Annotated in this window: 10 protein-coding genes; 9 read left to right on the plus strand and 1 reads right to left on the minus strand. The window is 53.8% G+C overall.

Translation table 11 applies throughout. The features are described 5' to 3' along the window. Positions 1–150: 150 nt before the first annotated feature. The 5 genes from tamA to OGV82_RS20995 all read left to right on the plus strand — a co-directional run bounded on the left by tamA (position 151) and on the right by OGV82_RS20995 (position 7,623). Complete coding sequence (gene tamA / locus OGV82_RS20975) at positions 151–1,884, plus strand: autotransporter assembly complex protein TamA (protein WP_012134388.1); 1,734 nt, start codon at positions 151–153, stop codon at positions 1,882–1,884. Continuing rightward, entirely contained in the window at positions 1,881–5,660 is a 3,780-nt protein-coding gene (tamB, locus tag OGV82_RS20980) for an autotransporter assembly complex protein TamB (protein ID WP_101744261.1), read from the plus strand. The genes tamA and tamB overlap by 4 nt, the downstream gene beginning before the upstream one ends. Positions 5,661–5,662: 2 nt before the next feature. Next, complete coding sequence (locus OGV82_RS20985) at positions 5,663–6,007, plus strand: gamma-glutamylcyclotransferase family protein (protein WP_012134386.1); 345 nt, start codon at positions 5,663–5,665, stop codon at positions 6,005–6,007. A gap of 256 nt (positions 6,008–6,263) precedes the next feature. Beyond that, a complete protein-coding gene (tssD, locus tag OGV82_RS20990; protein ID WP_080750337.1) occupies positions 6,264–7,340 on the plus strand; it encodes a type VI secretion system tube protein TssD in 1,077 nt (358 codons plus the stop codon). Between the two features lie 10 nt (positions 7,341–7,350). After that, positions 7,351–7,623, plus strand: coding sequence for a colicin immunity domain-containing protein (locus OGV82_RS20995; protein WP_047459410.1), 273 nt, complete (start codon positions 7,351–7,353; stop codon positions 7,621–7,623). 209 nt (positions 7,624–7,832) lie between these two features. Here the strand turns inward: OGV82_RS20995 and ppa are convergent, their stop codons facing one another. Next, the gene (ppa, locus tag OGV82_RS21000) at positions 7,833–8,363 is read right to left on the minus strand and encodes an inorganic diphosphatase (RefSeq protein ID WP_012134382.1); all 531 of its coding nucleotides are present in this window, start codon (positions 8,361–8,363) and stop codon (positions 7,833–7,835) included. Positions 8,364–8,673: 310 nt separating this feature from the next. Here ppa and ytfQ point away from each other — a divergent pair, with 310 nt between their 5' ends. The 4 genes from ytfQ to yjfF all read left to right on the plus strand — a co-directional run bounded on the left by ytfQ (position 8,674) and on the right by yjfF (position 13,279). Next, positions 8,674–9,630: a galactofuranose ABC transporter substrate-binding protein YtfQ gene (ytfQ, locus tag OGV82_RS21005; RefSeq protein ID WP_012134381.1), complete on the plus strand. Its 957-nt coding sequence runs from the start codon at positions 8,674–8,676 to the stop codon at positions 9,628–9,630. A gap of 122 nt (positions 9,631–9,752) precedes the next feature. Continuing rightward, entirely contained in the window at positions 9,753–11,255 is a 1,503-nt protein-coding gene (gene ytfR, locus OGV82_RS21010) for a galactofuranose ABC transporter, ATP-binding protein YtfR (RefSeq protein WP_047459408.1), read from the plus strand. Positions 11,256–11,268: 13 nt separating this feature from the next. Then, complete coding sequence (gene ytfT / locus OGV82_RS21015; protein WP_024130780.1) at positions 11,269–12,291, plus strand: galactofuranose ABC transporter, ATP-binding protein YtfT; 1,023 nt, start codon at positions 11,269–11,271, stop codon at positions 12,289–12,291. Further along, the gene (yjfF, locus tag OGV82_RS21020) at positions 12,278–13,279 is read left to right on the plus strand and encodes a galactofuranose ABC transporter, permease protein YjfF (protein WP_024130779.1); all 1,002 of its coding nucleotides are present in this window, start codon (positions 12,278–12,280) and stop codon (positions 13,277–13,279) included. Before ytfT ends, yjfF begins: the two co-directional genes overlap by 14 nt. The last annotated feature ends 71 nt before the right edge of the window (positions 13,280–13,350 follow it).

The raw sequence follows: 13,350 nt of genomic DNA on the forward strand, positions 1-13,350 counted from the left end.
ATAGTTACAGTGAATGCGTCTAGAGTAAACATAAGAAATATTTGGGTTGTCGTCTGTTTTTCAATCCCGGTTGTTGGGTTTTTGTTAAGCCGTGGAGCGGCATTGTGATTTCCTTCCAGGGGTGGGAATAAGGGATATTCAGGAGAAAACGTGCCATATATCCGTCAGTTATGCTGGGTTAGCTTACTGTGCTTAAGCGGTTCTGCCGTAGCCGCAAACGTCCGTTTACAGGTCGAGGGGTTATCGGGCGAGCTGGAAAAAAACGTTCGTGCGCAGTTGTCTACGATTCAAAGTGATGAAGTGACGCCGGACCGGCGTTTTCGCGCGCGCGTTGATGATGCCATCCGCGAAGGGTTAAAAGCGCTGGGCTACTACGAGCCGACCATTGATTTTGAGCTGCGCCCGCCGCCGGAGAAGGGGCGTCAGGTCTTGCTCGCCAAAGTGACGCCAGGCGAACCGGTTCGCATCGGCGGAACAGAAGTGATTTTACGCGGCGGCGCGCGTACCGACAGGGATTATCTGGATTTGCTGAAAACGCGTCCGGCCATCGGAACCGTGCTGAATCATGGCGACTATGACGGCTTCAAAAAGTCATTAACCAGCGTGGCGCTACGTAAAGGCTATTTCGACAGTGAATTTAATAAAAGCCAGTTAGGCGTGTCGCTCGATCGTCATCAGGCGTTCTGGGATATCGATTACAACAGCGGCGAGCGCTATCGCTTTGGCCAGGTCACTTTCGAAGGTTCGCAGATTCGCGACGAGTATCTGCAAAACCTGATCCCGTTCAAAGAGGGAGATTACTACCAGTCGAAAGACCTGGCGGAACTGAACCGCCGTCTGTCGGCCACCGGCTGGTTTAACTCGGTCGTCGTCGCGCCTGAATTTGATAAAGCGCGCGAAACTAAAGTATTACCGTTGCACGGCGTCATGTCGCCACGTACTGAAAACACCATTGAAACGGGCGTCGGCTACTCTACCGACGTCGGGCCGCGTGTGAAGGCGACGTGGAAAAAACCGTGGATGAACTCCTACGGCCACAGCCTGACCACCAGCGCCAGTATCTCCGCCCCAGAGCAGCAGGTCGATTTCAGCTATAAAATGCCGCTCTTAAAGAACCCGCTGGAACAATACTATCTGGTTCAGGGGGGGATTAAGCGCACCGATCTCAACGACACCGAAGCGGACTCCTCCACGCTTGCCGTTTCCCGCTACTGGGACCTTTCCAGCGGCTGGCAGCGCGCCATCAATCTGCGCTGGAGCCTCGATCACTTTACGCAGGGTAACGTCACCAACACCACCATGCTGCTCTATCCGGGCGTGATGATCAGCCGTACCCGATCGCGCGGCGGACTGATGCCGACGTGGGGGGATTCCCAGCGTTACTCCATTGATTACTCGAACACCGCCTGGGGTTCGGACGTGGATTTCTCGGTATTTCAGGCGCAAAACGTCTGGATTCGCTCGCTGTACGATCGCCATCGCTTCGTGATGCGCGGCAACCTGGGCTGGATTGAGACCGGCGATTTCGACAAAGTGCCGCCGGATTTGCGTTTCTTCGCCGGTGGCGATCGCAGTATTCGCGGTTATAAATACAAATCTATCTCGCCGGAAGACAGCGACGGCAACCTGAAAGGGGCGTCGAAGCTGGTGACGGGCTCGCTGGAATACCAGTACAACGTGACCGGAAAATGGTGGGGGGCGATGTTCGTCGACAGCGGCGAAGCCGTCAGCGATATCCGTAAGAGCGACTTTAAAACCGGCGCCGGGGTTGGCGTGCGTTGGCAGTCTCCGGTCGGGCCGATCAAGCTCGATTTTGCCGTGCCGGTTGGTGACAAAGACGAACACGGTTTACAGTTTTACATCGGTCTGGGGCCTGAATTATGAGTTTATGGAAGAAAATAAGCCTCGGCGTACTGATTTTTATTCTGCTGCTGCTGGGAACCGTGGCGTTCCTGGTGGGCACCACGACGGGGCTGCATCTGGTCTTTAACGCGGCGAACCGCTGGGTGCCGGGGCTGGAGATCGGTCAGGTAACTGGCGGCTGGCGTGACCTGTCGCTGAAAAATATTCGTTACGATCAGCCCGGCGTGGCGGTGAATGCCGGTGAAATCCACCTGGCGGTGAAACTCGGCTGCCTGTGGGACAGCAGCCTGTGTGTTAACGATCTGTCGTTGAAGGACATCAACGTCGCCATCGACAGCAAAAAAATGCCGCCTTCCGAACCGGTGGAGGAAGAAGAGGACAGCGGGCCGCTGAATCTTTCCACGCCGTATCCCATCACGCTTTCACGCGTGGCGCTCAGCAATATCAATCTCAAAATTGATGATACGACCGTCTCGGTGATGGATTTCACCTCTGGCCTTAACTGGCAGGAGAAAACCCTGACTCTGAAGCCCACTTCGCTACAGGGGCTGCTAATCGCGCTGCCAAAAGTGGCGGAAGTGGCGCAGGAAGAGGTGGTTGAACCGAAGATTGACCATCCCCAACCGGATGAAAAGCCGCTTGGCGAGACGCTGAAGGATCTGTTCTCAAAGCCCGTGTTGCCGGAGATGGCCGATGTGCATCTGCCGCTCAACCTTAATATTGAGGAGTTTAAGGGCGAACAGCTGCGCGTGACGGGCGATACTGACCTGACGGTGCGCAACATGCTGCTGAAAGTCAGCAGCATCGACGGCAATATGAAACTGGATGCGCTGGATATCGACGCCAACCAGGGCACCGTCAATGCGACCGGAACGGCGCAGTTGACCAACTCGTGGCCGGTGGATATTACCCTCAACAGTACGCTGAATATCGATCCGCTGAAAGGCGAAAAGGTGAAGCTGAAGGTAGGCGGCGCGCTACGTGAACAGCTGGAGATCGGCGTTAACCTCTCCGGGCCGGTGGATATGGATCTGCGCGCCCAGACGCGCCTCGCCGAGGCTGGGTTGCCGCTGAACGTTGAAGTGGCAAGCCGCCAGGTTTACTGGCCGTTTACCGGCGACAAGCAGTTCCAGGCCGACGATATCAAACTCAAACTTACCGGCAAGATGACCGACTACACGTTGTCGATGCGCACGGCGGTGAAGGGGCAGGACATTCCGCCCGCCACCATTACCCTGGATGCGAAAGGCAACGAACAGCAGATCAATCTCGATAAGCTCACCGTGGCGGCGCTGGAAGGGAAAACCGAGCTGAAAGCGCTGGTTGACTGGCAGCAGGCGATCAGCTGGCGCGGCGAACTGACGCTGGACGGCATCAACACGGCGAAAGAGATCCCGGACTGGCCTTCTACGCTTAATGGCCTGATCAAAACCCGGGGAAGCCTCTATGGCGGCAGCTGGCAGATGGATGTGCCTGAGCTGAAACTGATCGGTAACGTGAAGCAGAACAAGGTCAATGTTAACGGCTCTCTGAAGGGTAACAGCTACATGCAGTGGGTCATTCCGGGTCTGCATCTGGAGCTGGGACGCAATAGCGCTGATGTGAAAGGCGAGCTGGGCATTAAGGATCTCAATCTCGATGCCACAATTGATGCGCCGAATCTGGATAACGCGCTGCCGGGGCTGGGCGGTACCGCCAAAGGGCTGGTGAAAGTCCGTGGTACGGTCGATGCGCCGCAGCTGCTGGCGGATATCAACGCGCGCGGATTACGCTGGCAGGAGCTGTCGGTGGCGCAGGTGCGTGTGGAAGGGGACATCAAATCCACCGACCAGATCGCCGGGAATCTTGACGTTCGCGTTGAGCGGATTACGCAGCCGGACGTCAATATCAACCTCGTCACCCTGAATGCCAAAGGCAGCGAAAAGCAGCATGAACTGCAACTGCGGATTCAGGGCGAGCCGGTCTCCGGGCAGCTTGCGCTTGCGGGCAGTTTTGACCGTAAAGAAGCGCGCTGGAAAGGCACGCTCAGCAATACGCGCTTCCAGACGCCGGTGGGGCCGTGGTCGCTGACGCGCGCCATTGCGCTGGATTACCGTAACCAGGAACAGAAAATCAGCATCGGGCCGCACTGCTGGACGAACCCGAATGCGGAGCTGTGCGTACCGCAAACAATCGATGCCGGGGCAGAAGGACGGGCGGTGGTGAATCTCAACCGTTTCGATCTGGCGATGCTGAAGCCGTTTATGCCGGACGCCACGCAGGCCAGCGGCGTCTTTAGCGGGAAAGCGGATGTCGCGTGGGACACCACCAAAGAGGGGCTGCCGCAAGGGCAGGTCACGCTGTCGGGTCGTAACGTGAAGGTAACGCAACGGGTCAATGACGCGCCGTTACCGGTGGCTTTCGACACGCTGAACCTGAATGCCGATCTGCACAATAACCGGGCGCAGTTAGGCTGGATGATCCGTCTGACCAATAACGGTCAGTTCGACGGGCAGGTACAGATAACCGATCCGCAAGGGCGGCGTAATATTGGCGGTAACGTCAATATCCGCAACTTCAACCTGGCGATGGTCAACCCTGTCTTCTCGCGCGGCGAAAAAGCGGCGGGCATGTTGAACGCAAACCTGCGTCTGGGGGGCGACGTGCAAAGCCCACAGATGTTTGGTCAGCTACAGCTGAGCGGCCTGGATGTGGATGGCAACTTTATGCCGTTTGATATGCAGCCAAGCCAACTGGCGATGAATTTCAACGGTACGCGCTCAACTCTGCAAGGCGTGGTGCGCACACAGCAGGGGCAAATTAATCTGAGCGGCGACGCCGACTGGAGCCAGATAGATAACTGGCGCGCCCGCGTGGCGGCGAAAGGCAGTCGCGTGCGTATCACCGTGCCGCCGATGGTGCGGCTGGATGTTTCCCCGGATGTGGTCTTTGAGGCGACGCCGAGCCTGTTCACGCTGGATGGACGCGTGGATGTGCCGTGGGCGCGTATCGTGGTGCATGAACTGCCGGAAAGCGCGGTAGGCGTCTCCAGTGATGAAGTCATGCTCAATAACGATCTACAGCCTGAAAATCCGCAGAGCGCGTCGATTCCGATCAACAGCAACCTGATTGTCCACGTAGGGAACAACGTCCGCATGGATGCGTTTGGCCTGAAAGCGCGTCTGACCGGCGACCTGAAAGTTGCGCAGGATAAACAGGGACTGGGGCTTAACGGGCAGATCAATATTCCTGACGGGCGCTTCCATGCGTATGGGCAGGATCTGATCGTGCGTAAGGGGGAACTGCTGTTCTCTGGCCCGCCGGATCAGCCGCTGCTCAACATCGAGGCGATTCGTAATCCTGAATCGACGGAGAACGACGTCATTGCCGGGGTGCGCGTGACCGGCACTGCGGATGAGCCGAAAGCGGAAATCTTCTCCGACCCGGCGATGTCCCAGCAGGAGGCGCTGTCTTACCTGCTGCGCGGCCAGGGGCTGGAGAGCGATCAGAGCGACAGTGCGGCGATGACCTCAATGCTTGTTGGTCTGGGGGTTGCACAAAGTGGTCAGGTTGTGGGTAAAATCGGGGAGACATTTGGCGTAAGCAATCTGGCGCTGGACACGCAAGGGGTGGGCGACTCATCCCAGGTTGTGGTCAGCGGATATGTGCTGCCAGGTCTGCAAGTGAAATATGGTGTGGGTATATTTGACTCTTTGGCGACGCTCACGTTACGTTATCGCCTGATGCCTAAGCTATATCTGGAAGCAGTGTCTGGCGTAGATCAGGCACTTGATTTGCTCTATCAGTTCGAGTTTTAGCAATGCGAATATTTGTTTACGGCAGTTTACGACGCAAACAGGGCAACAGCCACTGGATGACCAACGCCCAGTTGCTGGGCGATTACAGTATCGATAACTACCAGTTGTATAGCCTGGGCCACTATCCAGGCGCAGTTCCGGGAAACGGATCGGTACACGGTGAAGTTTATCGTATTGATAACGCCACGCTGGCCGAACTTGATGCCTTGCGCACCAGGGGCGGCGAATATGCACGCCAGTTAATCCAGACACCGTACGGAAGCGCATGGATGTATGTGTACCAACGTCCGGTCGAAGGGTTAACGCTGATTGAAAGCGGTAACTGGTTAGACAGAGACCAGTGCTGATAAAAAACACGCCACCTTCGGGTGGCGTTGTTTTATGTGGTGCCAACTGTCGTCCTGGATTATCAGGACGTACTCATCTTTTTGTTCATCACGCAAAATGCTTATTAAATGAAACACTAATTAGTGTGAATTATTATTCTTCTTAAAATATTATTTTGTATTATTATAGCGTAATATGATCCCGCTAGCGGAAATAATTTTATTTCAGTCGCATTCTCGTTCTACAAAATAATTATCCAGGTAAGGATAGTAATGGATGAGTGATATTGTTTATCTTAAACTCATTGGTGAGCAACAAGGTGATATTTCTGATGGATGTGGCACAACTGATTCAGTCGGTAATCGTTGGCAACGAAATCATGTGAATGAAATATTTGTATTTTCTTTGAGTTCGGGGGTAACGAATACAGGTAAAGGTGCGAATCTACAGAGCTTAACATTCAGCAAGCAAATAGATAAAAGTTCACCGCTGTTAGCTAATGCGATTAATAACAATGAAAACCTGTTTCTGGCGTTTTGGTTTTACCGCATAAATAGATATGGTCAATGGGAGAAGTATTATTATATTCAGCTCAGAGGTGCTTCAATATCAAGGATTCAGCTTCGCATTATAAAAGACGAGATAGATACAGAAACAATATCTGTTGATTATGATTATATTCTCAGTAAACATCTGATAAGCAATACCGAGTGTAGTTATCTTGCCCTGCCAGCGGAATACAATAAGCTGTTTGTTCCAACGCCGAAAGCCCAGACTCATACCCTTAACAGCGCTGGCGTAGGGCGACTGCTGGCGGCCGGGGGGATTTATAATGGTAATGTCGGGGGATTCAGGGACACCGCCGAGAAACTGGGTGGCGATGCTGTTGAGGGTTACGATCAGATTCTTAACGAGAAAACAGTCGGTGTTGCCATAACGGCAGCCTCAATTGCCGCAGTGTATGGGTTGGGGAGGGTGGGGTTAGAATCAGAGGTTCGAGCACTTGAGGAATCGAGGCGAATTGAAACCAGGACTGCTGTAAGATTTAATGATTTTAAATTTTCTACAAAGCAGTTACAGAAAAAATTTAAACATGCTATAGACTTTGGCATTTCTGGTACAACTAATAAGCAAAATCTGGTGTCGTTTGAAAATGCAGTGAGGAAACATATGGATATGGTTGATACTATTAAAATAAAGGGGAAGTATCGATGGGATTCTGATGTCTGTCACTATTTTAATCCATCAACTAATCTTAATGTTATGACAGATTTTGATGGAAATTTTATCTCAGGTTGGAAGCTGTCTGAAAGACAACGGCATGATTTACTGGCGTTAGGGAATGTGTTCTAAGGGGGATGTTATGAATTTACTCAGGTTAATAGATAGTTTCCTTTCTGGAGACTTATCAGCATTAGCATTTGAGATTGAATATATGGATGCCTGGAGAAGCTACAGGGACTCCAGTGATATCATCAAAGTTGATGAAAAAACGCAATTGTATATCGATCGTGTATTTACAGCTTTAGATACTTATTGCGCTGATCCTGAGTTAAGGGATGATGGCGATCTGGATGAGAATGAACTATTGAGTGAAGTCATTCGTTTGAACAAGCAGTGGCGAGACGTCGATTGACTTATTTTTCTGGTTACAAGTTTAGACATGCAGAAACATTTTCTGGTGCAGAAAATAAAGATATTACATTTTACTGAAAGAAAAACTCGACGTTCCTGCAAACAAGGTTTGTCGATAATCTCTCTTAGGCAGTTTTACCCGGCATAAAAAAAGCCCTCGCAAATACGAGGGCTTTTGAAAAATTACGTTGAGCTCAAGCGAAAACGAACTTATTTCTTCGCTGCGCGCTCGAAGGAAGCAACGATTTCAGCTTTAGCCGCTTCAGCGTTGTCCCAGCCGTCAACTTTCACCCATTTGCCTTTTTCGAGGTCTTTGTAGTGCTCGAAGAAGTGCGTGATCTGCGCTTTCAGCAGTTCCGGCAGGTCGTTCACGTCGTTGATGTGATCGTATTCTTTGCTCAGTTTGGTGTGCGGTACGGCAACCAGCTTCGCATCTTCACCGGATTCGTCGGTCATTTTCAGAACGCCAACCGGACGGCAACGGATCACAGCACCCGGTTGCAGCGGATACGGCGTCGGGACCAGAACATCTACCGGATCGCCATCCAGAGACAGGGTGTTGTTGATGTAGCCGTAGTTGCACGGATAGAACATCGCGGTGGACATGAAGCGGTCAACGAACAGTGCGCCGCTCTCTTTGTCAACTTCGTATTTGATCGGATCTGCGTTAGCCGGGATCTCAATAACAACGTAGATATCTTCCGGCAGATCTTTACCCGCAGGGACGTTGAGTAAGCTCATGTCTGTTTCCTTTAAATATATATGGCAAACAAGTGGCGAGTATTATAGCCAACTCGCGCTGAAAGTCTCCGCTTGTTTTCGTCTTCTTTCCCCTCCGGCTGCGATTTTCAGACGGTTTACGTGACAGGAAAATCCATAACAACAGCTGCTTTTTTCATAGGCGAATGAAAGCGATTACAAAGTTGTGATTAACCTTTTATTTACTTTTTTGAAGTGTGATGTAACGCAATCCGTTACATCACCTATTGTCTATAGTTTTCCTCGCGAATGCTTTTCACCCAACAATAACCTGGGCTACGAGGACATCATTATGTGGAAGCGCTTACTTTTAGTCACAGCAGTTTCGGCAGCCATGTCGTCTATGGCAATGGCCGCCCCCTTAACCGTAGGATTTTCGCAGGTCGGCTCTGAGTCCGGCTGGCGCGCCGCCGAAACCAACGTGGCGAAGAGCGAGGCCGAAAAACGCGGCATCACGCTGAAAATTGCCGACGGTCAGCAAAAACAGGAAAACCAGATTAAAGCCGTACGCTCATTTGTCGCTCAGGGCGTGGACGCCATCTTTATTGCGCCAGTGGTCGCGACAGGCTGGGAACCGGTCTTAAAAGAAGCCAAAGATGCGGAAATTCCGGTCTTTCTGCTCGACCGCTCCATTGATGTTAAAGACAAATCGCTCTATATGACCACCGTCACCGCCGACAACGTGCTGGAAGGCAGATTGATCGGCGACTGGCTGGTAAAAGAGGTGGATGGCAAGCCGTGTAACGTTGTTGAGCTGCAAGGCACCGTTGGGGCCAGCGTGGCGATCGACCGTAAGAAAGGGTTTGCCGAAGCCATCGCCAAAGCGCCAAACATCAAAATCATCCGCTCTCAGTCTGGCGACTTTACCCGTAGTAAAGGGAAAGAGGTGATGGAGAGCTTTATCAAAGCGGAAAACAACGGCAAAAACATCTGCATGGTTTACGCCCATAACGACGACATGGTGATCGGCGCGATCCAGGCGATTAAAGAAGCGGGCCTGAAGCCGGGCAAAGATATTCTGACGGGCTCTATCGACGGCGTGCCGGATATCTATAAAGCGATGATTGATGGCGAAGCCAATGCCAGCGTTGAACTGACGCCGAACATGGCCGGGCCCGCTTTCGATGCGCTGGAGAAATACAAAAAAGACGGCACGATGCCTGAGAAGCTGACCATCACCAAATCGACGCTGTACCTGCCTGACACCGCAAAAGAAGAGTTAGAGAAGAAGAAAAACATGGGCTACTGATTTTGCTGTTGGTCTTCTGTAGGCCGGATAAGGCGTTACGCCGCCATCCGGCATTTATTGCCTGATGGCGCTGCGCTTATCGGGCCTACGGAAAGGCCGTGCTTTCGAACCGGAGGAATGCCATGACCATCGACCAAAATCAGGAAATCCTCCGTACCGAGGGACTCAGTAAATTCTTTCCCGGCGTTAAGGCGCTGGATAACGTCGATTTTAGCCTGCGCCGGGGCGAAATCATGGCGCTGCTCGGGGAAAACGGGGCGGGAAAATCAACGCTGATTAAAGCATTAACCGGCGTATACCATGCCGATCGCGGCACTATCTGGCTGGAAGGCCAGGCGATTTCACCGAAGAATACCGCGCATGCCCAGCAACTGGGGATCGGAACCGTCTACCAGGAGGTTAACCTTCTGCCCAATATGTCGGTGGCGGATAACCTGTTTATCGGTCGTGAGCCCCGGCGTTTTGGCCTGCTGCGGCGCAAAGAAATGGAGAAACGCGCCACAGAATTGATGGCCTCTTACGGCTTTTCGCTGGATGTGCGTGAGCCGCTCAATCGCTTTTCCGTTGCAATGCAGCAGATTGTCGCTATCTGCCGGGCCATCGATCTCTCCGCGAAAGTCCTGATCCTCGACGAACCCACCGCCAGCCTCGACACCCAGGAAGTTGAGATGCTGTTTGGCCTGATGCGCCATCTGCGCGATCGCGGCGTCAGCCTGATCTTTGTTACGCACTTTCTCGATCAGGTTTATCAGGTGAGCGATCGGATCACCGTGTTACGCAACGGCAGCTTTGTCGGCTGCCGCGAAACCCGCGAGCTTCCACAGATCGAACTGGTGAAAATGATGCTGGGGCGCGAACTGGAGACCCATGCGCTACAGCGGGCGGGGCGCACCTTGCTGAGCGATAAACCGGTGGCTGCCTTTAAAGATTACGGCAGGAAAGACACCATCTCGCCGTTCAGCCTGGAAGTCCGCCCCGGCGAGATCGTCGGTCTGGCAGGGCTGTTGGGATCGGGGCGTACCGAAACCGCAGAGGTGATCTTCGGCATTAAACCGGCCGACAGCGGCAGTGCGATGATCAAAGGTAAGCCGCAAACCCTGCGATCGCCGCATCAGGCTTCATGCCTTGGGATCGGCTTTTGCCCGGAAGACAGGAAAACGGACGGCATTATTGCCGCCGCATCGGTACGGGAAAATATCATTCTGGCGCTACAGGCGCAGCGAGGCTGGCTGCGACCGATTTCCCGCAGAGAACAGCAGGAGATTGCCGAGCGTTTTATCCGCCAGTTGGGCATTCGTACCCCCAGTGCGGAACAGCCGATTGAATTTCTCTCCGGCGGCAATCAGCAAAAAGTGTTGCTGTCGCGCTGGTTGCTGACCAAACCGCAGTTCCTGATCCTGGATGAGCCGACACGCGGCATCGACGTTGGGGCGCATGCGGAGATCATCCGACTGATTGAAACGCTGTGTGCGGACGGGCTGGCGCTGCTGGTCATCTCCTCTGAACTGGAGGAACTGGTGGGCTATGCCGATCGGGTGATCATCATGCGCGATCGTAAACAGGTGGCGGAGATCCCGCTGGCGGAACTGTCCGTTCCGGCGATCATGAACGCCATTGCGGCGTAAGGAGAATAGTGTGATGCCTCAGTCTCTCCCGCAAACCACACCGCCGAAGCGACGTTTTCGCTGGCCGACAGGTATGCCGCAGATCGTGGCATTGCTGCTGGTGCTGTTGGTGGACAGCCTGGTGGCGCCGCATTTCTGGCAGGTGATTTTGCAGGATGGTCGCCTGTTCGGCAGCCCGATTGACATTCTTAACCGCGCGGCTCCCGTTGCGCTGCTGGCGATTGGGATGACGCTGGTGATCGCCACTGGCGGTATCGATCTCTCCGTCGGGGCGGTAATGGCGATTGCCGGGGCGACCACTGCCGCCATGACGGTGGCCGGGCACAGCTTACCGGTGGTGCTGCTCGCGGCGCTGGGAACAGGCGTACTGGCGGGCTTGTGGAATGGCATTCTGGTGGCGATCCTTAAAATTCAGCCGTTTGTCGCCACGCTCATTCTGATGGTGGCCGGACGTGGCGTGGCGCAACTCATCACCTCCGGGCAGATCGTCACCTTTAACTCACCCAACTTATCGTGGTTCGGCAGCGGTTCGCTGTTGCTGTTTCCGACGCCCGTGATTATCGCGCTGCTTACCCTGGTGGTGTTCTGGCTGCTGACCCGTAAAACGGCGCTGGGGATGTTCATTGAAGCGGTGGGAATCAACATTCGGGCGGCGAAAAATGCCGGGGTGAACACCCGCATTATCGTCATGCTCACCTATGTTCTGAGTGGCCTGTGCGCGGCGATTGCGGGCATCATCATCACGGCGGATATTCGCGGAGCGGACGCCAACAACGCCGGACTCTGGTTGGAGCTGGACGCCATTCTGGCCGTGGTTATTGGCGGCGGCTCGCTGATGGGCGGGCGCTTTAACCTGCTGCTGTCGGTCGTGGGCGCATTGATTATCCAGGGGATGAATACCGGCATCCTGCTGTCAGGCTTTCCGCCGGAGATGAACCAGGTCGTCAAAGCCATCGTGGTGTTATGCGTGCTGATTGTGCAGTCGCAGCGCTTTATCAGTCTGATAAAAGGAGTGCGTGGTCGTGATAAAACGTAACTTACCGTTGATGATCACCCTCGGGGTTTTTGTGCTGGGCTACCTCTATTGCCTGACGCAGTTCCCCGGTTTCGCCTCAACCCGGGTTATCTGTAACATCCTGACCGATAACGCTTTCCTCGGAATTATTGCGGTTGGCATGACCTTCGTGATCCTCTCCGGCGGCATCGATCTGTCCGTGGGATCGGTGATCGCGTTTACCGGCGTTTTTCTGGCGAAGGCCATTGGCTACTGGGGGATCTCGCCGCTGCTGGCCTTCCCGCTGGTACTGGCGATGGGCTGTGCGTTCGGGGCATTTATGGGGCTGCTGATTGATGCGCTGAAGATTCCGGCGTTTATCATTACGCTGGCGGGGATGTTCTTCCTGCGTGGCGTCAGCTACCTGGTGTCTGAGGAGTCGATTCCGATTAACCACCCGATTTACGATACGCTTTCCAGCCTGGCGTGGAAAATCCCCGGCGGCGGGCGTCTGAGCGCAATGGGGCTGCTGATGCTGGCGGTGGTGGTGATCGGCATTTTCCTCGCCCACCGTACGCGGTTTGGTAATCAGGTTTACGCCATTGGCGGAAATGCGGCGTCGGCGAACCTGATGGGGATTTCGACGCGTAGCACCACCATCCGTATTTATATGCTCTCTACCGGGCTTGCGACGCTGGCAGGTATTGTTTTCTCCATTTATACCCAGGCCGGCTATGCGCTGGCGGGCGTTGGCGTTGAGCTGGATGCCATCGCATCGGTGGTGATTGGCGGTACGTTGCTGAGCGGAGGCGTGGGGACGGTGTTAGGTACGCTGTTCGGCGTGGCGATCCAGGGGCTGATCCAGACCTATATTAACTTCGATGGCACGCTGAGTTCCTGGTGGACGAAGATCGCTATCGGGATTTTGTTGTTTATTTTTATTGCCTTGCAGCGTGGTCTGACGGTGCTGTGGGAGAATCGCCAGAGTTCTCCGGTTACGCGTGTCAACACAGCCGCAACACCGAAGTAACATATTGAATTTCCTGAAACGTATAAACTTTTTCCGGTTGTAGTCGATAGATTCTATATCCCTACAACCGG

The sequence above is a fragment of the Citrobacter sp. CK191 genome (genome assembly GCF_030333435.1).
Classification (GTDB): Bacteria; Pseudomonadota; Gammaproteobacteria; order Enterobacterales; family Enterobacteriaceae; genus Citrobacter_B; species Citrobacter_B koseri.

Excerpts from the sequence above, each read along its gene's own strand:
- ytfT (WP_024130780.1), top strand. The coding sequence starts at position 11,269 with ATGCCTCAGTCTCTCCCGCAAACCACACCGCCGAAGCGACGTTTTCGC.
- tssD (WP_080750337.1), top strand. The coding sequence starts at position 6,264 with ATGAGTGATATTGTTTATCTTAAACTCATTGGTGAGCAACAAGGTGAT.
- tamB (WP_101744261.1), top strand. The coding sequence starts at position 1,881 with ATGAGTTTATGGAAGAAAATAAGCCTCGGCGTACTGATTTTTATTCTG.
- ytfQ (WP_012134381.1), top strand. The coding sequence starts at position 8,674 with ATGTGGAAGCGCTTACTTTTAGTCACAGCAGTTTCGGCAGCCATGTCG.
- ppa (WP_012134382.1), bottom strand. The coding sequence starts at position 8,363 with ATGAGCTTACTCAACGTCCCTGCGGGTAAAGATCTGCCGGAAGATATC.
- ytfR (WP_047459408.1), top strand. The coding sequence starts at position 9,753 with ATGACCATCGACCAAAATCAGGAAATCCTCCGTACCGAGGGACTCAGT.
- OGV82_RS20985 (WP_012134386.1), top strand. The coding sequence starts at position 5,663 with ATGCGAATATTTGTTTACGGCAGTTTACGACGCAAACAGGGCAACAGC.
- OGV82_RS20995 (WP_047459410.1), top strand. The coding sequence starts at position 7,351 with ATGAATTTACTCAGGTTAATAGATAGTTTCCTTTCTGGAGACTTATCA.